This is a genomic window from Streptomyces resistomycificus, from assembly GCF_001514265.1.
GTDB classification, from domain to species: domain Bacteria; phylum Actinomycetota; class Actinomycetes; order Streptomycetales; family Streptomycetaceae; genus Streptomyces; species Streptomyces resistomycificus.
The window spans coordinates 35,625-59,753 of sequence record NZ_KQ948992.1 but is presented as its reverse complement, the minus strand read 5'-3'; the positions used below and the strand labels follow the sequence as shown (position 1 = coordinate 59,753).

The following is a 24,129-nucleotide window of genomic DNA, read 5'->3' as shown; positions in this document are numbered from 1 at the left end:
CGACAGACGCCCCCGCTTGCTGTCGATGTCCTGTCATCCTCACCGCATCCTCGCCCCTACCCGTCAGTACTCTGAGACCTTCCTGGCTGTCAGACAGGTACCTATTGGTGCCCGTGCACAGCAATCTGGAGTGAGCCCCATGCGACTCATTCGCAAATCGACGCTGAAGAAAAGCGCTCTGATCACCGCCTCCACCGTCCTCGCCCTGACCGGTCTGCTGGCCGGCACGGGCTCCGCGCAGGCCGCCGGCAACGGCCCGGGCGGCGCGATGAACATCCGGGGCACGGACCCCGGGGACACCGACCTGATGATCGAGCGGCTCTGCGGCCAGGAGACCAGCCTGACCGGCGTCTACGGCGCCTACAACGTCCAGACCGGCGAGTTCAAGACCCACGACGAGTACCTGCGGGACGTGGCCCCGCTGTGGATACCCGTCGGACCGTGGGAGGTCTTCCGCGGCTGGTGCGGTTACGCGCAGGCCTCGACCTGGTCCACCAAGGGCGAGCCGGTCCGTGTCTCCCCCTGGATCGGCAACCGGGGTTCGAAGGACGACAAGGAGACGTTCGTCAGCAGCTACAGCACCAAGACGTTCGCCAAGAAGAGCGTCGGCGCCTCGATCAGCCTCTCCGTCGCCAAGAGCATCTTCTCGGGCACCGCGGGCGGCAGCTTCGGCTACGAGTGGGGCTGGGAGAAGACCTCGTCCTTCGAGCGCCGCAGCGAGAAGACGATCCCGCCGTGCGCCCAGGTCGCCGTGACCTGGACGCCGTACCAGCGTGTGGTGCGCGTCAACCCGGTCTTCCAGGTGGAGGACTACAGCTGGGACAGGGGGAACGGCGACAAGGCCACCGTGAGCACCTGGCGCGGCCGGGACGCCGACTGGAAGACGGTCTACTCCTACGGCTACTACATCGACGGCACCGCCGACAAGCTCCTGCCCAACGGACAGCCCGACGGCCGTGAGGACAAGTGGGAGCAGAAGCTGGACCCGAAGACCTGCGCCTGATCCGGACCGGGACAGGCCCCCCTGATCCGGACCGGGGCCACGCCCACTGATCCGGACCGGGGCCAGGCCCCACTGATCCGGACCGCGCGGCAACCTTTTCCCCACCAGCTCCGACGAGCAAGTGACTCGCCCCCCGTCACTTGACCCGATCGGAAGCCATCGTGAGTGAAACCCGCAGCAAGCCCCGCCACCGCAGGAGGAAGTCCGCGCTGGCGGTCGGCGTCCCCCTGGCGCTGACCGCCGCCGGAACTCTCGCCTACGGCACGGACTTCGGCGTCTTCGGCGAGGACGCCCAGCGAACGGCCTCCGCCGCCACCGCCGCACCCGCCTGGGCGACCGCCACCGCCGACGGCTTCGCCTCCGTCAACGCCCTCGGTCAGAACGGCACTTACGGCGGACGGGACGGCAAGACCGTCACCGTGAAGACGCTCGCGGATCTCGAGAAGTACGCGACCGCCACCGAGCCGTACGTGATCGTCGTCGCCGCCACCATCAACATGGACCCCGTCGGCAAGGAGATCAAGGTCAAGTCCGACAAGACCATCGTCGGGTCCGGGACATCGGGGCACATCGTCGGCGGCGGCTTCTTCCTCGGCTCCGGCGTCCACAACGTGATCATCCGGAACCTGACCATCCGGGACGCGTACCAGGGTGTGTGGAACGACAAGGACCACGACTTCGACGCCGTGCAGATGGACGGTGCCCACCACGTCTGGATCGACCACAACGACCTGCGGAACATGGCCGACGGGCTCATCGACGTCCGCAAGGACAGCACCTACGTGACCGTCTCCTGGAACAAGCTGAGCAACGACAACAAGGCCTTCGGTATCGGCTGGACCGAGAACGTCGTCACCGACATCACGATCCACCACAACTGGATCCGCGAGACCGAGCAGCGCAACCCCTCCACGGACAACGCGGCCCACGCGCACCTCTACAACAACTTCCTGGAGGACGTCGCCGGGACGACCATCAAGTCCTCGTACGGCAACTACTCGCGCGGCGCGACCAGGATGCTCCTGGAGAACTCCTACTTCCAGGGCATGAACAACCCCGTCATCAAGGACAGCACCGCGAGCATCGTCCAGAAGGGCAACACGTTCGTCTCCACGACCGGGCGCAACGAGAGCGGCGGCACGGCCTTCGACCCGAAGGCGTACTACGCCTACACGCCCGACAAGACGGCGGACGTGCCCGCACTGCTCAAGTCGGGTGTGGGACCGCGCGGTTCGATCGGTACGACGGCCACCACGAAGGCGGCGGCGGCGACCACGCTCACCGTGGCCAAGGACGGCAGCGGCCAGTACTCGACCGTGCAGGCCGCGGTGAACGCCGTACCGGCGAACAACCCCGCGCGGGTGGTGATCCAGGTCAAGCCGGGCACGTACCGCGAACTCGTCAAGGTCCCCTCCAACAAGCCGCACGTCACCATCCAGGGCACCGGCGGCAGCCGTAAGGACACGGTGATCGTCTACAACAACGCGGCCGGGACCCCGAAGCCGGACGGCTCCGGCACCTACGGCACCGGGGGCAGCGCCACCGTGGCCGTCGAGGCCGACGACTTCCAGGCCCGCAACCTGACCATCTCCAACAACTTCGACGAGGCCGCCAACCAGTCCATCTCCGGCCACCAGGCCGTCGCCCTGCGCACCGCCTCCGACAAGGTCTTCCTGGACTCGATCATCGTCGAGGGCGACCAGGACACGCTGTTGCTGGACACGGCCGCCAAGGACCGGCTCGGCCGGGTCTACATGAAGAATTCCTACATCGTCGGCAACGTCGACTTCATCTTCGGCCGGGCCACCGCCGTCATCGACGGGTCGGTCATCACCCTCAAGAAGCGCTGGAACGGCACCTCGGCCGGCTACGTCACGGCCCCCTCGACGGCCGCGAACCGCAAGGGCATCCTGATCGCCAACTCCACGGTGAACGGCAGCGTCTCCGACCGCACCTTCTACCTGGGCCGCCCCTGGCACGCCGGCGGCGACGCCAGCCTCGACCCGCAGACCACGGTCCGCAACACCACCCTCAGCGCCGCGATCCGCACCACCCCCTGGACCGACATGAGCGGCTTCTCCTGGAAGAACGACCGCTTCGCCGAGTACATGAACAAGGGCGCGGGAGCGGGGGCCGCGAGCACCGAGCGGCCCCATCTGACCGACGCGCAGGCCGCCGGCCAGGAGGTCGCGGACTGGCTCGGCGACTGGACTCCGTCGGCGTCCTGACCTCCGGTCCCCTGCCGGGAATCGGGCGGCCGGCCGTACGATCTCCCCGGTCGCGCGCCTGTTCCGCGCACTGCGGGAGGATGTCATGGCTGACGGCGTCGGCGGCGGGATCGAGCGGGAGTACGGCCGGCGCAGGCCCGTGCCGCGCAGTTGGTACGTGCTCCTCGGGATCATTTCGCTGAACGGCCTGTTCCAGCTGACGCGGGCCTCCGGTCTGCCGGTGTGGGTCAAGCCCGCCCTGGCCGTACTCATGGTGGTGCTCGTCGTGCTGGGGCTGCTGTACCAGCGGCGTGGCAGCACGTCCACGGGGGCGGAGGGGGTCACCGTCCGCCTGCCCGTGGGCGTGCGCCGCCGGGCCTGGCACGACGTGTACGACATCCGCGTCGAGGACAACCCGCACCGGCACGGTCTCCTGCAGCCCCAACGGCTCGCCTGGCTCTACGACACCGAGGGCCGCCGCCACTTCCTTCCCCACGTCGACGACCTGCAGCTGGAGGCGCTCGGCGCCGAGGTGGCGGACCTGCGTGCGGCCGTCGCCCGGCACCGGGGCACAGACTGGGAGCGGCGCCCCGAGGTGGAGGCGCGGATCCGGCGGCGGGCCGGCCGGCGCAGGGCCTGGTGGCGGGCCTACGTGGGCTCACTGCTGGTCTTCCTCGCCATGCTCGGGGTACTCGTCGTCCAGCTGGCCACCGACCGGACACCCCGCCCGTTCCTTCTTCTCCTGTGCGTCCCGCTGGCCTCCTTCGCCGCCCTCGCCACGCTCCTCAACCTCCGCTGGGAGTCCCAGGTGCCACGGCACCTCCGGGAGAGCTGATCCGGGGTCTACTGCGGGGGGATCGGGCGGTCGTAGACGTTGTCCGGGGTCACGATCTCGGTGACCGCGCGGGCGACCAGTGAGGACGGCTCCTGACCCTCGTAGGTGACGTCGGTGTTGAGCAGGATCACCAGGGTGGCCTTCTTCGACGGCAGGTAGACGGTCACGCTCTCGTAGCCGGGGATGGAGCCGTTGTGTCCGATCCAGCCGCCGCTCTCGAAGATGCCGAGGCCGTAGCCCGTGCCGGGGTAACCCGTCGGCAGCATCCTCAGCCGCTCCCGCTGGGTCTCGGGGCTGAGCAGCGTCCCGGTGGCGACGATCCTCGCCCAGCGGCGCAGGTCGTGCAGGTTCGAAATCATGGCCCCGGCCGTCCAGGCCCAGCTGGGGTTCCAGTCCGTGGAGTCCTCGATCTCACCGCTCAGCGTCTGGTTCGTGTAGCCGCGCGCGTGCGGCTCGGGGAACTCGGGGCCGGTCGGGAACAGCGTGTGGCGCAGACGGGCCGGGCGCAGCACCCGCTGCTCGATGAAGTCGCCGGCCCTGATGCCGCTCACCTTCTCGATCACCAGGCCGAGCAGCACGAGGTTGCTGTTGGAGTACTGGAACTCCGCGCCCGGCTTGAAGGTGTTCTTGTGCTTGAAGCCGTACGCGAGCACCTCCCGCGGGGTGAACGAGCGGCTCGGGTCGCTCAGCAGATCGTGCACGAAGTCCGGGTCCTCGGTGTACGGGAAGAGGCCGCTGCGCATCTCGGCGAGATGCCGCAGGGTGATCCGGTGACCGTTCGGCACGCCCCGGACGTAGGCGGAGATCGGGTCGTCCAGCCCGACCCGGCGGTCGTCGACCAGCTTGAGCAGCGCGGTGACCGTGAAGGTCTTGGTCTCGCTGCCGATCCGCGTGAACAGGTCGGTGGTCATCGGCCTGCGGGTCTCGGTGTCGGCGACCCCGGTCGCGCGGACGTAGCTTCCCTTGCCCGGCATCCACAGTCCGACGACGACACCGGGGATTCCGGCCTGCTTGCGGACGTCCTTGACGGCCTTGTCCAGCCGGGCGGTCAGCTCGGGGCCGAGGCCGTGCTGCGGGCAGTCGTCCTGGTCGTACCGCTGGACGCCCGCGGTGTCGACGGCCGTGGCGGGGGCCGCCGCCATCGGAGCCAGCACGGACGCCACGAGCAACGCGGCGGCGAACAGACGGCGGGAGGGGGTGCGTCGCATGGCAGGGCGCCTCTTCCGGGTCACAGGTCGGGGGCTCGGACGGCAAGGTCACCATCCACTCCCCCGGACCAAGCTCTTCCTTCCGCACGGCACCCGACGAGTCCACTCGTTCGGAGCCGGTACCGGCGGCGCGCCGGGGAGGCGCCGCAGCGGTGCGGTCGCCGGGTGCGCTTACCTTCGACCCCATGGACGGTGACCGCCGAGGATGGCGCCAGTGCTTGCTCGGCGGCACGGTGTTCGCCGTGTGCATGGCCGGGACCACGCTGCCGACCCCGCTCTACGGCCTCTACCAGGAGAAGCTCGGCTTCTCCGAGCTGACGGTGACCGTCGTGTACGCCGTGTACGCCTTCGGGGTCATCGGCGTGCTGCTGCTGGCGGGCAACGCCTCGGACGCCGTGGGCAGACGGCCGGTGCTGCTCGCGGGCCTCGGGTGCGCCGCGGCGAGCGCCGTCTGCTTCCTGTGCGCCACCGGGCTCGGCTGGCTGTACGCCGGGCGGCTGTTGTCGGGGCTGTCGGCCGGCCTGTTCACGGGCGCCGCCACGGTGTACGTGCTGGAGCTGGCGCCGTACGGCGGGGCCTCCCGGGCCACCTTCGTGGCGACCGCCGCCAACATGGGCGGGCTCGGCTGCGGTCCGCTGCTCGCCGGGACGCTCGCGCAGTACGCCCCGTGGCCGCTGTACCTGCCGTTCCTCGTCCACCTCGCGCTGATCGCCGGCTCGGCCGCGATCCTGCTGTGGCTGCCGGAGACCGTCCGCGAGCGACGCCCACCGAGCACCGTACGGCCGCAACGGCCCGGCCTGCCCCCGCAGGTGCGGGCGGTGTTCGCGCCCGCGGCGATCGCCTCCTTCGTGGGGTTCGCCCTGTTCGGCGTCTTCACCTCGGTCAGCCCCGCCTTCCTCGCCCAGTCCCTGGACGTCGACAACCACGCCGTCAGCGGACTCGTCGTCGCCCTCGCCTTCTTCGCCTCGACCGCGGGGCAACTGGCGGTCGGCCGCGTCGGCGTGCGGCGCTCACTGCCGCTGGGCTGCGCCGGCCTCTTCGCCGGTCTTGCCCTGCTCGCGGGCGCGCTGCGGTGGGACCTGCTGGTGCTGGTCGTCCTGAGCGCGGCCGTCGGCGGCGGCGGACAGGGGCTGGCGTTCCGCGGGGCGCTGTCCGCGGTGGCCGAGGCGTCACCCCCCGACCACCGCGCGTCCGTGATCTCCACGCTGTTCGTGGTGGCGTACACCGGCATCTCGGTCCCGGTGATCGGCGTGGGACTCCTCGCTGACCCACTCGGCCTGGAGGGGGCGGGCCTCGTCTTCATCGCATGCATGGCTGCGCTGGTGTCGACAGCGGGGGTGTATCTGCTCAGGCGGCTGAAGGGGACGCCGGTTCACCCTTGACCTTCGTCACGAACAACGCCCAGGGGGTGGCCCCGACGAGGAGCACCGGGCCGTGCGGGAACTTGCTGTCACGGACGGGGACGAGGCCGGGGTGGCCGTCGGAGACCTCGAGGCAGTTGTTCGCTCCCCCGTCGCTGTAGCTCGACTTACGCCAGGCGGCGGTGCTGAGGTCGGGGGTCTGCTTCATGATCTGTGTTCCTCCAGTACGTCCTTGATGAACGTCAGCGAGTCCGACGGGGGCAGCGCCAGATCCCGCAGGCGATCGTAGGACAAACGGTGACGCAGGACGTCCTCCGGATCGTCCATGAGAAGACCACTGGTGTTGCCTTCCGTGTAGGCAACGGCACTTCCGTCGGCCTGCCACAGCAGAGTCAGCGAGCCTCTCCCCATGAGGTCATGTCGCCCGGCGGTGAACGGCAGCACCTGGACGGCGACGTTGGGCCACTGCGCGACGGCCACGATGTGCGTCAGCTGACGCTCCCACGTCTCCGCGCTGGCCGATGGACGACGGAAGGCGGATTCGTCGATGACGAAGCGGACGCCGGGCGCCGAATCCCTGCTCAGCAGCAGTTGTCGCCCTACACGGGCAGCCACCTGCTCCTCAAGTACTTCGGCGTTGCCAGGTGTTGTCTGGGGTTCAGACAACACCTCCCGGGCGAAGTCCTCGGTCTGAAGGAGTCCAGGCACGTCCGGCGTGTACACGTAGATGATCCGCGCCGTCGCCTCCAGCCCCATGTACTTCTTGTACTTGTCCTTGAAGGCGTCGATCCGAGCCAGTCTCCAGAGGCTGACCAGCAGGTCACCGGCCCTGTAGTACCCGTCCAGGTCCTGCATGACCGTCACCTTGGACAGCCTCTCACCCGACTCCAGACGGCTCAGGTAGCTCTTGTCGTACCCCGTCTCGTCGGCCAGCTGCCCCAGGGACTTGCCCTCCTTCTCCCGCAGGAACCGCAGCGTCCGCCCCAGCACCGCGCGCCCCGACTCACCCTGCGCGTCAACGTGTTCGTCCACGTCACCCCTCCCCGTTGTCTGGGGCGCCAGACAACACCTGACCCCTTCCGCAGCGTACGTGCGAGCAGTGACGATCGAGGCACGAACGGTAATCACCGCTCGTCAGACCGTTAGGGAGCGCCGTCCATGAGGGAACACATCGCGGGGTTGTGCGAGTTGCTGCTGCTGGCGATCGTGCGGGGTCTGCTGCCCGCACGAGGCCGGCACCGAGCCGTCGGGCCGACCTGTCCCGCCGCGCAAGGACAGCCGCAACCTGCCGGACTCACCCTCGACGCCCACCCCTTCGAGCCCGACACACCGCTCGTACGCCCGTACCTCCTCACCCCGGCGGAACGCCACGAGCGCAGGCTCCAGCGGCAGCGCCGCCGAGCCCTCTGGCTCGCCGTCCACGGCGTCGACGTGGGGCCGCGCCACATCCACGGGATGGAGGTCTCCGCGTGAGTACGTCCGAACACCCGCGTACCGCCGACGGCCTCCGCCTGCTGCCCTGGACGACCCCCGAAGGCAACCCCTGTTACCTCAGCACCGACGGCGACCACAGGAGACTCTCGCAGCTCGCCGACGACCTGGAGGCAGCCCAACTGGACTCGGGCGAACAGGTGCTCGCGGGCGCCAGAGCCGTACTGGCCGACCCCAGGGCGGGCGAGCGAGCCGTGCGCTTCGCGCTCACCAGGGCGGCGGAGTCCCTGGCGGACCTCCTCAGGATCGCGGTCAGCCGCGGCGAACGCATCCCTCACAGCCGGGCGTGAGGAGGGGGCCAGGCCTGCCCACCCCACCCCTCACCACCGCAACGTCAACGTGTCGTCCGGGGCCCCCGGCGCCCCCAGCGCCCCCGGCATCGGCCCCGCCAGCCGTGCGTACACGCCGCCCCGCGCCACCAACTCCGCGTGGGTCCCCGCCTCCACCAGACGTCCGTCGTCCACGACCAGGACGCGGTCGGCGTCCGGGGCGAGGCTCAGGTCGTGGGTGATCATGAGGGTGGTGCGGGTGGACATGAGGTGGCGCAGGGGTTGGACGACCTGGCGGGCGGCCACCGAGTCGAGGCCGGCCGTGGGTTCGTCGAGGACGAGGACGGGGGCGGAACGGAGCATCGCGCGGGCGATGGTGAGGCGCTTGAGCTGGCCGCCGGAGAGGGCGGCCGTGCCGGGGGCGATCAGGGTGTCGTAGCCCTCGGGGAGCGCGGTGATGAAGTCGTGCGCGGCGGCGGAACGGGCGACGCGTTCGATCTCCGCGTCGCTCGCGCCCGGGCGACCGCACCCGATGTTGTCGCGGATCGTGCCGTTGAGGATCAGCGTCTCCTGGGGGAGGAGGGCGATGTGTTCGCGCAGGAAGTCCAGGGGGAGCCGGGTGAGCGGGACGCCGTCCAGGGTGATCGCGCCCGCCGAGGGGTCGTAGAAGCGGGTCAGCAGCTTCGACAGGGTGGACTTGCCGGCGCCGCTCGGGCCCGTGACGATCACCAGTTCGCCGGGGGCGGCGGTGAAGTGGACGTCGTCCAGGGAGTCGCGGGAGGCGTCGGGGTAGCGGAAGGTCACGCCGTGGAAGCCGACCCAGCCTCGGACCGGCCAGGCGGACACCGGGTCGTCCGGGTCGGCCACGGAGGGCCGCGCGTCCAGGATCTCGCCCAGACGCTGCGCGCCCGCCGTCGCCGCGGTGAGGGTGAGGCCGAGCTGGCCGAGGTTGCGGACCGGCGGGTAGAGGTAGCCGACGAAGGCGGCGAAGGCGAGGAGCTGGCCCAGTGTCATGCGGTCGGCCGAGATCTCCCAGACGCCCAGACCAATCACGGTGAGGACGCAGAGCGTCTCGACGACCTCGACGAACTGCTCGTACATCTCGCTCAGCCGGGCACCGCGCACCGAAGCCCGCATCCACGCGCGGGCCTCGCGGTCGAGGCGTTTCGCCTCGTCGGCCTGGCGGTTGTACGCCTGGGTGAGGACGATGTTGCCGAGGGACTCCTCGACCACCGAGGTGATCGCGCCGTCGGCGACCCGTTCGTCCCGGGAGGCCTCCTTGATGCGGCCGGAGAAACGGCGGGCGGCGAGGAGGAAGAGAGGGGCGAGGACGAAGGTGACGAGGGCCAGGTCCCAGCGGAGCCAGAACGCGGCGGCCGCGTAGAAGACGGCGGAGAAGGCCGCGGACACCGTGCCCACGACGCCTGACACGACCATCTGCTCGATCGCTTCCACGTCTCCGGTCAGCCGCTCGACCAGGTCGCCCTGACGGTGCTTCTGGAAGAAGTGCGGGGGGAGGTCCTGGACGTGCCGGAACACGCCCGCCCTCAGCCGCAGGACGAATCTCTCGGCGGTCCAGGTGGCGAGGGAGTTGCCGAGGTAGCCGACGATCGCGCCGAGCACGGCGACGGTGAGCCAGGCGCCGGCCGGGCCCCAGAAGGCGGCGAGCGAGCCGGCCTTCAGGGCGTTGTCCGTGAGCTGCGCGAACAGCAGGATCGAGGCGGTCTCGGCGAGCGCGGACACCACCACGCAGGCGATGATCGCCAGCAGCCACCCGCGGTCGCCGCGCGTCAGCGGCCAGAAACGGCGGAAGGCCTCACGGACTTCCCTCATCGTCGACTCCTCTTTCCGTACGTGCGTACGGCCTCACCGCGGACATGGCCGAGGCGGGGCCCCCGGCGCGAGCGTGGGTGCTCGTCGGCCGGTGGCCCCGCCTCACGGTGTGGCGGCTCAGCCCCTGGCGACCGGGCGGCGCTTCAGCGCGGCCTTCTTCGGCGCGGGCCTGCCGGCGGTCTTCTTCGGCGCCGGAGCGGCCTTGCGGGCCTTCTTGACGGGGGCGATCTTGTGGAAGCTCATGTCTGTTTCCCTTTCCGCTGCGGTTCTGCAACAGTCCTTCGACCAACCTGCTGCAATTACCTTTGAATTGATTTGATTTACTTAGGTGAAGTCTTTGTCAGCCCTTATGGGTCACCGGGCGACGCGGCGGAGTGACCTTCTTGGCGACCTTCTTCGCAGCCTTCTTGGGCGCCGGAGCGGCCTTGCGGGCCTTCTTGACGGGGGCGATCTTGTGGAAGCTCATGTGACTCTCCTTCGTAGTGTTTGCTTCTGCGTCGTTCGCTGTCGACATGGAAAACACTACGGGACACGAGAGTCCGAGCACGCCAATTCCGCTGAGACCTCAATGAATTGCGCCTGAGAGGATTTTCAGACGCTTCAGGGAACCCCAGAGGGAATCACACAGAATTTATGACGGCGGTGGCCGCTCAGTTCCCCACCGTGAGGCCGGCTCCGGTCAGCCGGACCCGGACCCCTTCCTTCTCCACCCGCACGTCCCGCAGCCGCAGCTCGCCGCTCGGCAGCTCGGGCAGCCGGAAACCGAGGGAGAGCTGGTCGGCGAGGACCGGGCGGGTGAGCCGGGAGAGGGCGTCGAGGAGGGCCGGGTCGAAGCCCAGGCGGTCGAGCACCTCGGGATGGGCCAGGGCCAGGTCGAGGAGGTTGACCCGCATGGCCTGGCGGACGAAACGCGGGGATCCGGTCAGGGCGGCGAGCCGGTCCTCGTCACGCAGCGCCGCGCGGACGGTCGTGTCGGGCACCCCCATGCGCCGTACGACGGACGGCACCGCCAGCAGCGCCCGCACCTTGCGGGTCTCACGCGCCACCCGGGCGGCGGACTGCGGCGTCAGGTGCAGGCCCTCCGAGGCGCGGGCACCGGGCCGGTACGTCGCCAGGTCACCGATGTTCAGGCGCATCCCGTCGATCCGGGTGGCGATGCCCTGGTCGCCGTTGCGCCCGATGCGGACGTCGGCCCGCATCCGCAGGTCGTGTCCGGCGACCGGCAGCGTGCCGCGGGCCAGGATCCGGTCCCGGCCGGCACCCGTGAACGTCACCTGGGACGCGCCGAGTTCACGGTTCATGTCGGCGAAGGAGAGCAGGACGTCGCCGTCCAGTCGGGGAACGCGGGCCCCGCTCACCGAAGTCGGCCCGTCACCGTGCAGCCGTACGTCCCGTGCCGTCGCCGACACCGCGGCCAGGGTGACGCGGTCGGCCGCCACGTCCGGGACGGTCACCTTCACCGCGTCCAGACGCCGGTCGGCGAGCTGCGTCAGGAAGGGGAAACCGCCGATCTCCACCTCGGGTGCGGCGGTCAGCTTCAGACGGTCCTTGAGTGCGCCCGCCGCCCGGTGCTCGGCGTACAGCACGGCCCAGCGGTCGCCGAGGGCGAGGAACGAGGCGAGGACCACCAGGCCCACCACCGCCTTCAGCGCGAACGGCAGCCCGGAGAAACGGCCGTGCCTACGGCGCCGGCCGCCCCGGCGGTGGTTGGGCGGGGACCAGTCGTCGTCCCCGGCCTCCCCCTGTCGTCCGTCGACGTCCTCCTGGCGGAACTCCTCATGGAGGATCTCCTCCAGGGGGCCGTCGTCGAGAGCGCCCAGTTCCTCGTAAGGGTCCGAGTAAGGATGCGTCGCTGTGTGGTGGGGGGAGGTACGCATCGATCCATCCGACCATGCGCACCTCCCCTGTCCGCAACCTGAGCCCGGGTTATGCGACTCAGCTCACGATCTTCCCCCGCGATGCTCGCGCTCTACTGCACGATCGTGATCCGGTTCGTCACCGGCGGCGCGATCGGGTTGGTGGCCGAGGAGTTGGCCGTCAGGTACTGCTCCAGGGCCGTCAGGTCGTCGGTGCCGACCAGGTCGTTGGTGCCCTGGCCCAGCGTGGTGATGCCGTCACCGCCGCCCGCGAGGAAGCTGTTCGTCGCGACGCGGTAGGTGGCCGCCGGGTCGACGGCCGCGCCGTTCAGCCTGATCGTGTCGGTGACCACGCGGTCCGCGCCGGTCTTCGTCAGGTCGAGCGTGTACGTCAGTCCCGTCGACGGCTGCAGGATCTTCGGCGCGGCCGCGTTCGAGCCGCTCACCTGCTCCTTGAGGATCTGGATCAGCTGGGCGCCGGTGAAGTCCTGGAGGTTCACGGTGTTGGAGAACGGCTGCACCGTGAAGCCCTCGGCGTACGTCACCACGCCGTCGCCCTCGCTGCCCTTGGCCGCGTAGGTGAGGCCCGCCCGGACGCCGCCCGGGTTCATCAGCGCGAGGTCCGTCTCCGGGTCGAGCTGCTTGCCGTAGGCGAGTTGGGCGTCGGCGATCAGGTCGCCCATCGGCGACTCGGTGCCGGTGCTCGGTATGTCGGCGGAGATGTGACCGATCGCGCGGTTGCCGATGGGCGCCGCGAGGGTGTTCCACTTGGCGATCAGCTCGGTCATGTCCGTCGCCTTGGGGACGGTACGGGTGACCACGTGGTTCGCGGACTTCACGGCCGTACGGGCGATGTCACCCGTCCAACGGTCGTACGTCAGCGTGGTGTCCGTGTACAGGCGGCCGAAGGACGCGGCCGAGGTGACCGTGCGCGGCTTGCCCGACGGGTCGTTGATGGTGCACGCGTACGCCGCGTGCGTGTGACCGGTGACCAGCGCGTCGACCTGCGGCGTGATGTTCTTGGCGATGTCGACGATCGGGCCGGAGATGCCGTCGCCGGCCCCCGGGGAGTCACAGTCGTAGTTGTACGACGCCGAGGCCGGGGCACCACCCTCGTGGATCAGCGCGACGATCGACCTGACGCCCTGCCGCTGCAGCTCCTTGGCGTACTTGTTGATCGTCTCGACCTCGTCCTTGAACTTGAGGCCCTTCACGCCCTCGGCGGAGACGACGCCCGGAGTGTCCTCCAGGGTGACGCCGATGAAGCCGACCTTGACGTCCTTCTTCTTCCACACCCAGTACGGCTTGAGGATGGGCTTGCCGGACTTCTCGTTCAGCACGTTCGCCGCGAGGTAGGGGAAGTCGGCGCCCTCGAACTCCTCGTCCGTGTAGCAGCCGGCGGTCGGGTGACAGCCGCCCTTCTGCAGACGGGCCAGCTCCTTGGCGCCCTCGTCGAACTCGTGGTTGCCGACGGAGGTGACGTCCAGGTCGAGCTTGTTCAGCGCCTCGATGGTGGGCTCGTCGTGGAAGAGGCCCGAGATCAGCGGGGAGGCGCCGACCATGTCGCCGCCGGCCGCGGTGACGGAGTACTTGTTGCCCTTGCGGGCCTCGCGCAGATGGGTGGCGAGGTACTCCACACCACCCGCGTCGATGGTCTTGGTGGTGCCGTCGGCCTGGTGCTCGGTGACCCGGCCGGAGGAGCCGGACGGAGGCTCCAGATTGCCGTGAAGGTCGTTGAAGGACAGCAGCTGCACGTCCTGGTAACGGCTCGGCGCGTGACCGCCCGGCCGGCTCTTGCTCTCGCCCGCGCTCGCCGAGGAAGGCAGCGCGGCGGCCAGCGCGCCGACGGTGGCGATACCGGCGGCCGTGGCGAGAAGACGGTACGTACGACGTCTGCGTGGCTGGTGCGACTGGGATGTGGCTGGCATACGCCCCCCTGTGGTTCTGGTGAGAAGTGGGCCCCGTCCCGGCGCAGCCTAGGGTCAACGCGCGTAGCGCGACAGAGGGTTCGTGGTTACATCCTGGTTGCTTCTTTGCCGCCACTTTGCCGGGCCCTCCCCTTACCCTCGTACGCATGACCAGCGACGACACCGCACGCCCCGGCAGCTCCCGCTCGATCGAGACCCACTCCTCGCTCTCACCGGACCGGACCGAGGCCGTGCTCGGGCTGCTGGCGGAGGCGGCCCGCAGCGACGGGCAGCAGGCGGTGTCCGAACAGGGGCGGTTGCAGCTGCGGGGCGGTCCGCGCGCAGGCGTGTCCCACCTGCTGCTGTCCGTGGGGGACGAACTCGTCGGGTACGCGCAGCTGGAGGACACCGACCCGGTGGAGGCACCGGCCGCCGAGCTGGTCGTCCACCCCGCGCACCGGGGCCACGGCCACGGGCGGGCGCTCGGATCGGCGCTGCTCGCGGCGTCCGGGAAGCGGCTGCGGGTGTGGGCCCACGGGGGGCACTCCGCGGCGCGGCACCTGGCGCAGGTGCTCGGTCTGACACTCTTCCGCGAACTGCGGCAGATGCGGCGGCCGTTGGCCGACATGGATCTGCCCGAGCCGGTGCTTCCCGAGGGCGTCACCGTCCGCGCGTTCGTGCCCGGCGCCGACGACGGCGCGTGGCTCGCGGTCAACGCGGCGGCGTTCGCGCACCATCCCGAGCAGGGGTCGCTCACGCAGCGGGACCTGGACGACCGCAAGGCCGAGCCGTGGTTCGACCCCGAGGGCTTCTTCCTCGCGTTCCGGGGCGAGGAGCTGGTCGGCTTCCACTGGACGAAGGTCCACGCGGAGGAGGGGCTCGGGGAGGTGTACGTCCTGGGCGTACGGCCCGGTGCGCAGGGTGGGGGACTGGGCAAGGCCCTCACGACGGTCGGGCTGCGGCATCTCGCGGGGCGGGGGCTGGCCACGGCGATGCTGTATGTCGACGCCGACAACAAGGCGGCGGTGTCGGTGTACGAGCGGTTGGGGTTCGTCACGTACGAGACGGATCTGATGTACCGCACGGAGACGTGAGACGGGGGGTGGGCGGAGGCGTGACTCGGGGCTCGGCGGTGGCGGGGCGGGCCGGCGAGGGTCGCACCGCACTGGGGGCTCCGCCCCCAGACCCCCGGGCCTGTGCCCACCCACCACCCGACTCGGCCGGAGCAGCGGACGCTGACACGAGGGAGCGGCGGTTCCGGCCCGTCCGGCCCTGTCGGCGCGGCGAGCGTTGACTCCGTCGGGCAGTGGGCGCCGAATCAGCCGGAGTAGAGCATGCGCCCCAGCCAGAGCACCCCGCGCCGGCCGAATCGTCCGCCAAGAGGTGACCGACTCGGCCGGAGCAGCGGGCGATGACTCGGAGCGAGCGGCGATTCCGGCCCGTCCGGCCCTGTCGGCGCGGCGGGCGTTGACTCCGTCTGGGCAGTGGGCGCCGAAGCAGCCGGAGTAGAGCGTGCCCCCAGCCAGAGCACCCGGCGCGGGCCGAATCGGTCAGGATTGGCGTGGCCCGACCGAGCGGCCCGTGAGGTGTAGGGGCTGCCGGCCGGCGCTCCCCATGTCTCAGGGCTTACGGGGCTGCCGTCAGGCGGCCGACGGGTCTGCCGCCGTCGGCCGGCGTCGTAGGAACCTGAAGCCCCGCCGTACCGGCTCCGGCCCGCACGCCCCCCACACCAGTGCCGCCAGCGCCAGTACCAGCGCCCAGCGTTCGTGGGCGGCCTCCCATCGGGGGTCGCCGGTGGCGACGAACAGGGACCAGCGGTCCGGCAGCAGCACCTGGGCCAGGACCGCCGTGGTGAGGACGCCGGCCGCCACCGTCGGGCCCGACTCGGGCTCGTTGCCGAACCGTACGGCCATCGCCGCCGCGGCCAGCGCGAAAACAGCGGTCGCACCGGCCTCCAGGGTGACGGAACCGACCGGCGGGCGGACCTTCTCCGGTACGAGGGCCAGCGCGGCCGTCCACCACAGCGCGGCCGGCGGCACGACCCAGGCCACCCGCAGTCCCGTCCGCACCCAGCGCCGGGTGGTGACGGGCGTGGTGAGGTGCCGGGCGGGGTCGTCCAGCAGGAACGCCAGGCCGAGGGCGAAGGCGAGGACGGCGGCCCGCAGCAGGTTGAGCGACAGCCACGGGTCGGGCTCGACGGACAGCAGCCGCGGCAGCGCGACCAGCAGCAGCCCTACGACCGCCCCCGCGCCCAGCGCCCGCCACGGCACCGTACGTCCCACGGCCGGCACCAGTGCCCCGCTCACACCCCGCACGCGCCGCCCGCGCCGCCCCCCTTCGTCACCACGCCCCGTCTCCACGTCCCCGCCCCTCATCGCAGCTCCCCCTCGCTCCTCGCCCCTCCGTCAGGTCACGCCTCACAGTCATCGCTCTCCTCGGGCACCTCCGCCCCCAGCACCCGTGCCACCTGAGCCGTGGTCACACCCGGAGCCGTCAGTTCCTTCCAGTGGTCCTTCACCGCTGCCGTGACCTCGGCCCGGGGGCGCTTGAGGAGGTCGACCACCACCGCCGTCTGTCCGGCGGACATGGACAGCGGGTTGGTGGGGGTGAGGACGATGGCCGAGCCGGCCAGGGCGTCGTCGAGGCGGACGTTTCGGAGTTCGGTCAGCGGGGTGTCGGCGCCGCCCACGGCCAGCCACATCACCGTCACCATCCGCCCGTCGCACAGCTCGCCCGCCTTCGTCTCGTCGCCCGCGACCAGCACGGAGGCCACGGCGGAGGCGAACTCGGGGACGCGGTTGCCGCCCCAGCGCGTGCCGACGGTGACCTGGTGGGGTGTGGTGGACGTGGCGAGCGCGCTGTCGCCGGAGAGGCCGTACGTGGCGTCGATCCGCTGCCGTACGAGGAGTCGCTGCTTCGCCGCCGAGCCGCCCGCGAGGGACTGCACCCGCTCGACGGTCTCCGCCCAGGTAGCCGCCCGGCCGGTCCACTCCGGGAACGCGCAGTACGTCGAGGCGCCCTCCCGGACGCAGGACTGCTCCTTCTCCGGGGAGTCGGTGGCCCGCTCCCGGGCGGCGGTCAGCTCCGCCGAGACGCCCCCGGACTGCGCGACCGCACCGGTCAGCGCCAGGGCGAGCGCGCCCGCGAGGCCCGCCTTGAGAGGCCAGGCCCGGCCACCGCCGACCAGCACGGCACCCAGGGCCGGCAGCAGGACGAGCCCGATCAGGTAGAGGGCGTGCCAGGCGGCGGGCCGCCCCATCAGGTCGGAGGGCAGCGCCTCGCTGCTGGTCTCACCGACGACGGGCGCCAGCCAGCGGCTCCACTCCGCGTCACCCGTGCCGGCCGACAGGAACACCGAGAAGGTGAAGAGACCGATCACGAGGACCGGCGCGGCGAACACGACCGGCACCAGCCGGGCCATCAGCACCCCGAGCGCACCGCACAGCAGCACGGTCAGTGGGCCGACGGCGAGTTCGGCGACCGACCCGTGGCCCACCGCGCCCGGCCTGAGCGCCTGCCAGGTGAACTCGCCCAGCACCACCAGCGCGGTGAGGATCGCGAACGGCACGACCGACAGGACGTGCGCGACCGTACGCCGCCACGGCTCCATCACCAGGACGTCGAAGTGCCGGTCGGTGTCGCGCCGGCGGGAGCGCAGCGTGGCCCGGTTGACGCAGACCAGCAGCGCGATGCCCAGGAGCAGCGGCGCGGTCTGCGTCCCCCGGTCGACGTTCTGCAGGGCAGGGAAGGCGTCCATGCCCTCGCGTTCGGACAGCAGTCCCCAGAGGGTGTAGCCGACGTAGACGAACAGGGTGACCAGCACCACGGCGTACCGCAGGAGATCGCGGGCCTCGAAGCGGGCGAGGGCGAACACGGCCGCCCAGGATCGGCGGGATTCGCTCCGCACGGCGGGTGGGGCGGCCTGGAGGTCGCCCGGTTGCATGACCGTGTTCACGCTGCCGCCACCTCCGCGCCCGCGTCGTCGAGGGTGAGCAGGTAGCCGTCCTCCAGGGTGGGGTCGAGGAGTTCGGCGCCGGGCGGCGGATCACCGACGTTGCGGAAGGAGCCGGTGCCGGTGCGCCAGCCGGCCAGCGCGCCGGGGTCGCGTTCCGTGCTGCTCCACACGCGGCCCGCGGCCCGTGCGGTCAGTTCGGCGGGGGTGCCCTCGAAACGGACCTGGCCGCCCGCCAGGACCACGACCCGGTTGCAGAGCATCGCCACGTCCTCCGTCTGGTGCGTGGACAGCAGCACGGTCCGGCCCTCCCCTGCCTGCGCGATCAACTCCCGGAAGCGCATGCGCTGTTCGGGGTCCAGGCCGACGGTCGGCTCGTCCATGACGAGGAAACCGGGGTCGCCGACGAGCGCGGCCGCCAGTGCGACCCGCTGCCGCATACCGCCGGACAGCTTCTTGATGCGCCGGCCGCGCACGTCGCCCAGGTCCACCTCCGCGAGGACGCGCCGCACCTCGCGGTGCCGGGCGCCCCGGTCGGTCAGCTCCTTCAGGATCGCCACGTAGTCGACGAACTCGAAGGCCGTGAAGTCCGGGTGGAAGCCGGGGGCCTGCGGCAGATAACCGAGCACCCGCCGCACCTCCTGCCGCCCGCGCGGGGTGCCCGGGTCGTGCCCGAGCACGGTGAACGCCCCCCGGTCCGGCGGCACGGCCGTGGCCAGCACCCGCAACAGAGTGGTCTTCCCGGCCCCGTTGGGCCCCAGCAGCCCGGTGACGCCCCGCGTCAGCCGCAGCGACACGTCGTCGAGGGCGCGGATACCGCCGTAACGGAGGCTCAGCCCGGAGGCGGAGACGGTGGGGGTCATACAGAACTCCCGTAGAAGAAGAGGAAGGGGAAGAGGACGAGAGAGGGGGAGGGGAAGTGAGGGTGGGGGAAGAGGGCAAGGTCGACGGGGGTGCCGGTCATGCCGCGTTTCCCCCCGCCCGGTCGAAGCCGTCCCGCACCGCGTACAGCAGGGCCACGGCGAGCGCGGCGACCACGGCGAAGACGCCCTGGCCGGTCGCGGTGAACGGCGCGATCGGGCCCTCTGTGTCCGGGCCCGCCGCCGCCTCCGCCGCCAGCAGCAGCGTGATCCACGCGCCGCCGACCAACGAGGGCGCGAGCACCGGGCCGAGCCTGGGCGTGAGCGCAAGGCCGGTCGCGGTGAGGGCGAGGGCGGGCAGCAGCCAGGCGAGGGCGCGCAGCCCGTACCCGGGCAGGGCCAGCGTGGCGAGCCCGTTGAGGCCGAGTCCGGCGACGAGCACGGCGACCGTACGGATCATCAGCAGCCGGAAGCCGTGCATCGGCGAGACGACGGCCATCTCGTGCGTCGGGTCCAGCGCGGGGCCGTACGACAGCGCGACCCCGGCGAGCGGCAGCAGCGGTGCGAGGGCCAGGAACAGCGTGGGTGTGTCGGCGGACGGGCCGACGTTGGCCACCACGACGGTCATGACCAGCAGGGCGACGACCGCGCCGATCCAGGAGCCGCGCAGCACCGGTGTGGCCGCGAGCAGCCGCGCGATGTGGTCGGCGACCCCCAGCCGGACCAGCAGCGACTCGAACAGCCCCGGGCGGGGCGCGTCGAGTTCGGCGTCGAGCCGCTCCCACCCCGCGTCGAGGGCCGCCGGATCACTGACGTCGGCCAGCACACCGCGGCACCGCGCGCAGGCGGTGAGGTGCGCGTCGGCGGACCAGAGCCCCGGGGGCGCCAACTCGCCCCGCGCGTAGGCCCGTAGGTCCTCCTCGGACACATGCCAGCTCATTCCGCCACCTCCCGTGCTCCGTCACGCCCACGCTGTCCCTGCCGCCCACGCCGGCCGGCCACGACACCCCCGTCGACCACCGAGAGTCCACGCCCGCCTGCCCGCTCCCGCGGAGCCGCCCCGCCGCTCACCGAGGCCGCAGTCTCCGACGACGGGCGACCGGCACCCGCACGCCCACCCGCACTCGCACTCGCACCCGCACCCGCACCCGCACCCGCGGAGATCGCCGTGAGCCCCACGTCGGCCATCCGCCCCCGGCGGCTCGGCGTGACGTCACCCGCACCGACCGAGAGCCACGGCTGCGAAGTCCACCGACCGGCATCCACACCCCCCGGAACCACCGCGAGCCCCCCAGCGACCCTCCGCCTCGGGCGCCCCGGCGCGTCACCTCCGGCGGTCCCGGACCGGCGGGCACCCGCCGCCCGGCCACGGCCACCGCCGCGAGCACTCCCCCGCCGACCAGGCGAGCCACCGTCCCCGGTCGGTCGCGGGTGTGCCGTCGTCTCCTCTGTCCGCCTGTTCATGCCAGCGCCTCCCGCAGCTGCTTGCGGGCTCGCATGGCCCGTGTCTTGACCGTGCCCGGCGGGATGCCGAGGAGGACGGCCGCCTCCCGGGTGGTCAGCCCGTCGATGACCGTCGCCTGGAGCACCGCGCGCAGCTCCGGTGAGAGGCGGACCAGGGCGCCCGCGAGGTCCCCGTGCTCAACCCCCGCGAGCACGCGCTCCTCCGCGGACGCCTCGTCCCGGTGCCGCAGCCGCGCCAGCGCCTGCCGCAGCCGCCCCCGTGCCCCGTCGCCGCGCAGCGCGTCCACCAGCCGCCGCGACCCGACGCGCCACAGCCACCCGGCCACGTCACCCTCCTGCCGGTAGCGGGCGGTCCCCCGCCACACCGCCAGGAACGTCTCCTGTACGACGTCGTCGACGACCCCGGCGTCGGAGCAGCGGCCACGCAGCCGTGCGGTGAGCCACGGCGCGAACCGCCGGTACAGCTCCTCGAAGGCGCGCCGGTCCCCGTCCGCCGCGATGGCCCGCAGCAGCTCCCCGTCGCTTCTCGTTTCGCTCACGTCTCCTCATCGCACGAGCCCGTCCGATCGGTTCACGCAATCACGCTTGACTTTCGGACACCCCTTCCACCACCCTTTCACTACTCAATTAGTGAAAGGGTGGTTACCCCAGTGGTCGACTACCGCATCGACCGGCACAGCGGCGTGGCCACCTACGTCCAGATCGTCCAGCAGACCAAACAGGCCCTGCGCCTGGGCCTGCTGGAGCCGGGCGACAAGCTGCCCACGGCCCGCGAGGTCGTCGAAGCCACCGCGATCAACCCGAACACCGTGCTCAAGGCCTACCGCGAGCTGGAGCGCGAGGGTCTGGTCGAGGCCCGGCGAGGGCTCGGCACCTTCGTGCGCCGGGCCCTGAACACCGCCCCCACCGACTCGCCCCTGGCCGGCGAGCTGGACGCGTGGACGGCCCGGGCCCACACGGCGGGGCTGGACCGCGACGACGTGGCCGCGCTGTTCACCGCCGTACTCGAGAAGCACTACGCCGAGCCCCACCCCGGCCGGCACGACCAAGGAGACCCGTCATGACCGACACGGCGATAGCCGCGGCCGCGCTGGGAAAGCGCTTCGGCCGCCGAGGAGCCTGGGCGCTGCGCGACTGCGCCTTCCGGCTGCCCGCCGGCCGTGTGTGTGCCGTCGTCGGCCCCAACGGGGCGGGCAAGTCCACCCTGCTCGCCCTCGCCGCCGGCCTGCTGGCCCAGACCGAGGGCACGGTGACCGTCCTCGGCACCACCCCGGGCCGGGCACGCGCCCGCGTGGGCTTCGTCGGCCAGGACAAGCCGCTGTACCCGCAGCTGACCGTCGCCCAGACCCTGGACATGGGCGCCGACCTCAACCCGGGCCGCTGGGACCAGCCCACCGCCGAGCGGATCGTGGCCGGCGGATCGCTGAACCCCAGGTCCCGCATCCGCTCCCTCTCCGGCGGCCAGCGCACCCGCGTGGCGCTCGCCCTCGCCCTGGGCAAGCGGCCCGAACTGCTGCTCCTGGACGAGCCGATGGCCGACCTCGACCCGCTGGCACGGCACGAGCTGATGGGCGTCCTGATGGCGGACGCGGCCGAGCACGGCACCACCATCGTGATGTCCTCGCACGTGGTCGCCGAACTCGAGGACTCCTGTGACCACCTCCTGCTGGTCGGTGACGGCCGGGTCCGCCTGGCCGGCGACATCGACGAACTCCTCGCCGCCCACACGCGGGTGGCCGTCCCCGCGGACACCGACCTGGCCCCGCACACCGTGGTCGAGTCCCGCACCGCCGGCCGTCAGCTCAGCGCCCTGATCCGCCCGGCGGGCCCGCTCCCCGGCGACTGGCGTGCCGGCGGCCGGCTGTCCCTGGAGGAGCTGGTACTGGCACACCTGCGCAACCCCCAGGCGCCGGCCCTGACGCCGTCCGGGCTCGAAGGGAAGGCCGCGTGAGCACCGTGACCACTCCGCCCCGGGCCACCGCACCGGCCCCCGGCGCCCCCGGCACCCAGGCCGCACCAGCCCGCCGGCTCCGCTGGCTGCTGCGCCTGCACCGCCCGGCACTCTGCGTCTGGACGGTCCTGGTCGTCGTACTCGCCGCCCTGCTGCTGTGGCTCGGGGGACCGCTCACGGACGCCTCGGCGGCGGCCTGGAACCAGTACGACGCCTGCCCGACGACGGGGGCGTGCGGCTACGACCAGGAGGCGATCCTGCTGTACAAGGACGTCTCGCTCTACACGAGCCTGACCGTCCTCACGCTGCCCTTCCTGGTCGCCATGTGGGCGGGCGCCTCGCTGATCGGCCGCGAGCTGGAGAGCGGCACGGCACGGCTCGCCTGGACCCAGGGCGTCTCCCCCACCCGCTGGCTCACCGCCAAGCTCGCCCTCCCGGCCGCCCTGGTCACCGTCGGCACCGCTCTCGCCGCCCTGCTGAACCGGCTGGCGTGGACGGCGGGCCTGGGCCGCGTCGACACCGCCAAGCCCTGGTACAGCATCGAGACTTTCTACGCGAGCGGCCCCGTGGTCGTCGCCGTCGCCCTGGCGGGCCTGGCCGCCGGCACCCTGCTGGGCCTGCTGCTGCGCCGGTCCCTGGCCGCGCTCGTCGGCTCGGTCTGCGCCACGGCCGCCCTGTGGGCCGGGATCTTCATGGCGCTGCCCCACCTGTGGCCCACCGTCACCCGCGTCAGCAGCCTGCGGGAGGGCCCCTCCGGCTCCGGCATCGGGGTCGCCGAGGGCCTGCTCACCGCCGACGGCGACCGCCTCGGCATCCCCCGGTACTGCGGCAGCAGCATCGACCCCTCGTGCGGCGCGCTCTTCGACCGCCTCGACGCCGTGAGCTTCTACCGGGACTACCACCCCGCCTCGCACTACTGGCCCCTGCAGTTCGTGGCGTCCGGCATCCTCCTCGCCGTCGCCGTCCTGCTGACCGTCCTCACGTTCCGCGTGCTGCGGCACCGCACCGCCGACCACCGGGGAGGGCTCGCATGACCGCCGACCGAGGCCTGATCCGCACCGTGCTGCGCCTGCACCGCACGGCACTGGTCGTGTGGACCGTCTTCGTCCTGGCCGCCGTCGCCGGCCTGGTGTGGCTGAACACGGTCACCGTGGACTCGGTCCGGGCCGCGCTGGACCGCTGCCCCGACAACGCGCCCGGCTTCTGCGGCGCGCTCTGGGCCAGCCTCGACTACAGCGAGCCGACCGGCTGGATCAGCACGCTCATGCTCTACAGCTTCTGGGCCGTCGCCGCCTGGGCGGGCGGCTCGCTGATCGGCCGTGAACTGGAGAGCGGCACCGCGCAGCTCGCCTGGACGCAGGCCGTGACACCGCTGCGCTGGCTGGCCGTCAAACTGGCGCTGCCCGCCCTGCTGATCGTCCTGGGCGGCGCGGTCTTCGTCCCGGTCTACCGGTGGGCCTGGTCGGCGAACCGGGACCTGATGGGCGACGACTGGACCTTCAACGACGTGTTCGCGGCCCACGGCCCGGCGGTGGTGGCGTACGGCCTGTGCGCCCTCGCCGTCGGCACCCTCGCCGGACTCCTGCTGCGCCGCTCACTGCCCGCACTCGGTGTCGCGGTCGCCGTGATGGTGGTGCTCAACCAGTACCTGGAAATCCACCGGGCGGACTTCTGGCCGACGAAGACCGCCCCCGGCCGCAAGGAGATGCCCAACGACTGGTGGCAGCAGGGCGACGGCCACTACCACCCGCCGTCGCACTTCTGGCCCCTGCACCTCGTCGAGACCGGCATCCTGCTCACCGTCACCGCCGTCGCCACCGCCGCCGCCTTCTGGCTGCTGCACCGCCGCACCACCGGCCTTCCCGCACCACACGCCCAGCAAGCGCGCCCGCGCGCGACCGTCTGAGGCCGTCCAGGGCGCCCGCGACGGCG

Annotated in this window: 24 protein-coding genes; 11 read left to right on the top strand and 13 right to left on the bottom strand. The window is 71.7% G+C overall.

The annotated features are described in order from the left end of the window. Nucleotides 1-139 precede the first annotated feature (139 nt). The 3 genes from AQJ84_RS18465 to AQJ84_RS18455 all read left to right on the top strand — a co-directional run bounded on the left by AQJ84_RS18465 (nt 140) and on the right by AQJ84_RS18455 (nt 4,045). Nucleotides 140-1,003 carry a hypothetical protein gene (locus AQJ84_RS18465; protein ID WP_030044506.1) on the top strand — a complete coding sequence of 288 codons (864 nt, stop codon included), beginning with the start codon at nt 140-142 and terminating at the stop codon, nt 1,001-1,003. A gap of 161 nt (nt 1,004-1,164) precedes the next feature. After that, nucleotides 1,165-3,231 carry a pectinesterase family protein gene (locus AQJ84_RS18460; protein WP_030044507.1) on the top strand — a complete coding sequence of 689 codons (2,067 nt, stop codon included), beginning with the start codon at nt 1,165-1,167 and terminating at the stop codon, nt 3,229-3,231. A gap of 85 nt (nt 3,232-3,316) precedes the next feature. Continuing rightward, a complete protein-coding gene (locus tag AQJ84_RS18455; RefSeq protein ID WP_030044508.1) occupies nt 3,317-4,045 on the top strand; it encodes a hypothetical protein in 729 nt (242 codons plus the stop codon). 8 nt (nt 4,046-4,053) lie between these two features. Here the strand turns inward: AQJ84_RS18455 and AQJ84_RS18450 are convergent, their stop codons facing one another. After that, nucleotides 4,054-5,253 (bottom strand): serine hydrolase domain-containing protein, encoded by a 1,200-nt coding sequence (locus tag AQJ84_RS18450; RefSeq protein WP_053192094.1) that lies wholly within the window; start codon nt 5,251-5,253, stop codon nt 4,054-4,056. A gap of 185 nt (nt 5,254-5,438) precedes the next feature. Between AQJ84_RS18450 and AQJ84_RS18445 the strand changes: the two genes are divergently transcribed. Further along, nucleotides 5,439-6,635 (top strand): MFS transporter, encoded by a 1,197-nt coding sequence (locus AQJ84_RS18445; protein WP_053192108.1) that lies wholly within the window; start codon nt 5,439-5,441, stop codon nt 6,633-6,635. Here the strand turns inward: AQJ84_RS18445 and AQJ84_RS18440 are convergent. Both AQJ84_RS18440 and AQJ84_RS18435 read right to left on the bottom strand, forming a co-directional pair. Continuing rightward, entirely contained in the window at nt 6,601-6,822 is a 222-nt protein-coding gene (locus AQJ84_RS18440; RefSeq protein ID WP_030044512.1) for a DUF397 domain-containing protein, read from the bottom strand. The two genes, AQJ84_RS18445 and AQJ84_RS18440, sit on opposite strands and share 35 nt — an antisense overlap. Then, nucleotides 6,819-7,646 carry a helix-turn-helix domain-containing protein gene (locus tag AQJ84_RS18435; protein WP_030044513.1) on the bottom strand — a complete coding sequence of 276 codons (828 nt, stop codon included), beginning with the start codon at nt 7,644-7,646 and terminating at the stop codon, nt 6,819-6,821. The genes AQJ84_RS18440 and AQJ84_RS18435 overlap by 4 nt, the downstream gene beginning before the upstream one ends. Before the next feature lie 126 nt (nt 7,647-7,772). Between AQJ84_RS18435 and AQJ84_RS18430 the strand changes: the two genes are divergently transcribed. Both AQJ84_RS18430 and AQJ84_RS18425 read left to right on the top strand, forming a co-directional pair. Continuing rightward, nucleotides 7,773-8,087 carry a hypothetical protein gene (locus AQJ84_RS18430; protein WP_030044514.1) on the top strand — a complete coding sequence of 105 codons (315 nt, stop codon included), beginning with the start codon at nt 7,773-7,775 and terminating at the stop codon, nt 8,085-8,087. Continuing rightward, the gene (locus AQJ84_RS18425; protein WP_051870231.1) at nt 8,084-8,395 is read left to right on the top strand and encodes a hypothetical protein; all 312 of its coding nucleotides are present in this window, start codon (nt 8,084-8,086) and stop codon (nt 8,393-8,395) included. The genes AQJ84_RS18430 and AQJ84_RS18425 overlap by 4 nt, the downstream gene beginning before the upstream one ends. Nucleotides 8,396-8,425: 30 nt before the next feature. On the opposite strand, the gene AQJ84_RS18420 is transcribed toward AQJ84_RS18425, so the two are convergent. From AQJ84_RS18420 to AQJ84_RS18410, 5 genes are all read right to left on the bottom strand, one after another. Beyond that, entirely contained in the window at nt 8,426-10,207 is a 1,782-nt protein-coding gene (locus tag AQJ84_RS18420; protein WP_051870232.1) for an ABC transporter ATP-binding protein, read from the bottom strand. Nucleotides 10,208-10,324: 117 nt separating this feature from the next. Beyond that, nucleotides 10,325-10,450 carry a hypothetical protein gene (locus AQJ84_RS44745; RefSeq protein WP_259294345.1) on the bottom strand — a complete coding sequence of 42 codons (126 nt, stop codon included), beginning with the start codon at nt 10,448-10,450 and terminating at the stop codon, nt 10,325-10,327. A 97-nt stretch (nt 10,451-10,547) separates the two neighbouring features. Beyond that, nucleotides 10,548-10,673: a hypothetical protein gene (locus tag AQJ84_RS44740; RefSeq protein WP_259294346.1), complete on the bottom strand. Its 126-nt coding sequence runs from the start codon at nt 10,671-10,673 to the stop codon at nt 10,548-10,550. Between the two features lie 184 nt (nt 10,674-10,857). Further along, a complete protein-coding gene (locus AQJ84_RS18415) occupies nt 10,858-12,084 on the bottom strand; it encodes an LmeA family phospholipid-binding protein (RefSeq protein ID WP_030044517.1) in 1,227 nt (408 codons plus the stop codon). A gap of 92 nt (nt 12,085-12,176) precedes the next feature. Then, complete coding sequence (locus AQJ84_RS18410) at nt 12,177-13,991, bottom strand: bifunctional metallophosphatase/5'-nucleotidase (RefSeq protein WP_053192096.1); 1,815 nt, start codon at nt 13,989-13,991, stop codon at nt 12,177-12,179. A 146-nt stretch (nt 13,992-14,137) separates the two neighbouring features. On the opposite strand from AQJ84_RS18410, the gene mshD reads away from it, so the two are divergent. Beyond that, nucleotides 14,138-15,064, top strand: a complete 927-nt coding sequence (gene mshD / locus AQJ84_RS18405) for a mycothiol synthase (protein WP_030044519.1) — start codon at nt 14,138-14,140, stop codon at nt 15,062-15,064. Nucleotides 15,065-15,610: 546 nt separating this feature from the next. On the opposite strand, the gene AQJ84_RS18400 is transcribed toward mshD, so the two are convergent. The 5 genes from AQJ84_RS18400 to AQJ84_RS18380 all read right to left on the bottom strand — a co-directional run bounded on the left by AQJ84_RS18400 (nt 15,611) and on the right by AQJ84_RS18380 (nt 20,785). Continuing rightward, nucleotides 15,611-16,252, bottom strand: a complete 642-nt coding sequence (locus AQJ84_RS18400; RefSeq protein WP_225889107.1) for an ABC transporter — start codon at nt 16,250-16,252, stop codon at nt 15,611-15,613. Between the two features lie 128 nt (nt 16,253-16,380). Further along, complete coding sequence (locus tag AQJ84_RS18395) at nt 16,381-17,913, bottom strand: ABC transporter permease (protein WP_030044521.1); 1,533 nt, start codon at nt 17,911-17,913, stop codon at nt 16,381-16,383. Nucleotides 17,914-17,921: 8 nt separating this feature from the next. Then, on the bottom strand, nt 17,922-18,785 hold the full coding sequence (locus tag AQJ84_RS18390; protein ID WP_030044522.1) for an ABC transporter ATP-binding protein: 864 nt from the start codon (nt 18,783-18,785) through the stop codon (nt 17,922-17,924). Nucleotides 18,786-18,882: 97 nt separating this feature from the next. Beyond that, the gene (locus tag AQJ84_RS18385) at nt 18,883-19,722 is read right to left on the bottom strand and encodes a cupin domain-containing protein (protein WP_030044523.1); all 840 of its coding nucleotides are present in this window, start codon (nt 19,720-19,722) and stop codon (nt 18,883-18,885) included. 520 nt (nt 19,723-20,242) lie between these two features. Then, nucleotides 20,243-20,785: an RNA polymerase sigma factor gene (locus AQJ84_RS18380; RefSeq protein ID WP_030044524.1), complete on the bottom strand. Its 543-nt coding sequence runs from the start codon at nt 20,783-20,785 to the stop codon at nt 20,243-20,245. A gap of 111 nt (nt 20,786-20,896) precedes the next feature. Between AQJ84_RS18380 and AQJ84_RS18375 the strand changes: the two genes are divergently transcribed. The 4 genes from AQJ84_RS18375 to AQJ84_RS18360 are packed head-to-tail and all read left to right on the top strand — an operon-like array spanning nt 20,897 to nt 24,103. Then, entirely contained in the window at nt 20,897-21,310 is a 414-nt protein-coding gene (locus AQJ84_RS18375; protein WP_030044525.1) for a GntR family transcriptional regulator, read from the top strand. Next, the gene (locus AQJ84_RS18370; RefSeq protein WP_030044526.1) at nt 21,307-22,197 is read left to right on the top strand and encodes an ABC transporter ATP-binding protein; all 891 of its coding nucleotides are present in this window, start codon (nt 21,307-21,309) and stop codon (nt 22,195-22,197) included. The genes AQJ84_RS18375 and AQJ84_RS18370 overlap by 4 nt, the downstream gene beginning before the upstream one ends. Further along, complete coding sequence (locus AQJ84_RS18365) at nt 22,194-23,231, top strand: ABC transporter permease subunit (protein WP_030044527.1); 1,038 nt, start codon at nt 22,194-22,196, stop codon at nt 23,229-23,231. Before AQJ84_RS18370 ends, AQJ84_RS18365 begins: the two co-directional genes overlap by 4 nt. After that, on the top strand, nt 23,228-24,103 hold the full coding sequence (locus AQJ84_RS18360; protein ID WP_051870233.1) for a hypothetical protein: 876 nt from the start codon (nt 23,228-23,230) through the stop codon (nt 24,101-24,103). The genes AQJ84_RS18365 and AQJ84_RS18360 overlap by 4 nt, the downstream gene beginning before the upstream one ends. Nucleotides 24,104-24,129 lie beyond the last annotated feature (26 nt).

What these genes read in the sequence shown, in the direction of transcription:
- AQJ84_RS18430 (WP_030044514.1), top strand. Translation starts at nt 7,773, where the DNA reads ATGAGGGAACACATCGCGGGGTTGTGCGAGTTGCTGCTGCTGGCGATC.
- AQJ84_RS18440 (WP_030044512.1), bottom strand. Translation starts at nt 6,822, where the DNA reads ATGAAGCAGACCCCCGACCTCAGCACCGCCGCCTGGCGTAAGTCGAGC.
- AQJ84_RS18450 (WP_053192094.1), bottom strand. Translation starts at nt 5,253, where the DNA reads ATGCGACGCACCCCCTCCCGCCGTCTGTTCGCCGCCGCGTTGCTCGTG.
- AQJ84_RS18385 (WP_030044523.1), bottom strand. Translation starts at nt 19,722, where the DNA reads ATGAGCTGGCATGTGTCCGAGGAGGACCTACGGGCCTACGCGCGGGGC.
- mshD (WP_030044519.1), top strand. Translation starts at nt 14,138, where the DNA reads ATGACCAGCGACGACACCGCACGCCCCGGCAGCTCCCGCTCGATCGAG.
- AQJ84_RS18455 (WP_030044508.1), top strand. Translation starts at nt 3,317, where the DNA reads ATGGCTGACGGCGTCGGCGGCGGGATCGAGCGGGAGTACGGCCGGCGC.
- AQJ84_RS18360 (WP_051870233.1), top strand. Translation starts at nt 23,228, where the DNA reads ATGACCGCCGACCGAGGCCTGATCCGCACCGTGCTGCGCCTGCACCGC.
- AQJ84_RS18395 (WP_030044521.1), bottom strand. Translation starts at nt 17,913, where the DNA reads ATGCAACCGGGCGACCTCCAGGCCGCCCCACCCGCCGTGCGGAGCGAA.
- AQJ84_RS18410 (WP_053192096.1), bottom strand. Translation starts at nt 13,991, where the DNA reads ATGCCAGCCACATCCCAGTCGCACCAGCCACGCAGACGTCGTACGTAC.
- AQJ84_RS18370 (WP_030044526.1), top strand. Translation starts at nt 21,307, where the DNA reads ATGACCGACACGGCGATAGCCGCGGCCGCGCTGGGAAAGCGCTTCGGC.
- AQJ84_RS18390 (WP_030044522.1), bottom strand. Translation starts at nt 18,785, where the DNA reads ATGACCCCCACCGTCTCCGCCTCCGGGCTGAGCCTCCGTTACGGCGGT.
- AQJ84_RS44745 (WP_259294345.1), bottom strand. Translation starts at nt 10,450, where the DNA reads ATGAGCTTCCACAAGATCGCCCCCGTCAAGAAGGCCCGCAAGGCCGCT.
- AQJ84_RS18445 (WP_053192108.1), top strand. Translation starts at nt 5,439, where the DNA reads ATGGACGGTGACCGCCGAGGATGGCGCCAGTGCTTGCTCGGCGGCACG.
- AQJ84_RS18465 (WP_030044506.1), top strand. Translation starts at nt 140, where the DNA reads ATGCGACTCATTCGCAAATCGACGCTGAAGAAAAGCGCTCTGATCACC.
- AQJ84_RS44740 (WP_259294346.1), bottom strand. Translation starts at nt 10,673, where the DNA reads ATGAGCTTCCACAAGATCGCCCCCGTCAAGAAGGCCCGCAAGGCCGCT.
- AQJ84_RS18420 (WP_051870232.1), bottom strand. Translation starts at nt 10,207, where the DNA reads ATGAGGGAAGTCCGTGAGGCCTTCCGCCGTTTCTGGCCGCTGACGCGC.
- AQJ84_RS18415 (WP_030044517.1), bottom strand. Translation starts at nt 12,084, where the DNA reads ATGCGTACCTCCCCCCACCACACAGCGACGCATCCTTACTCGGACCCT.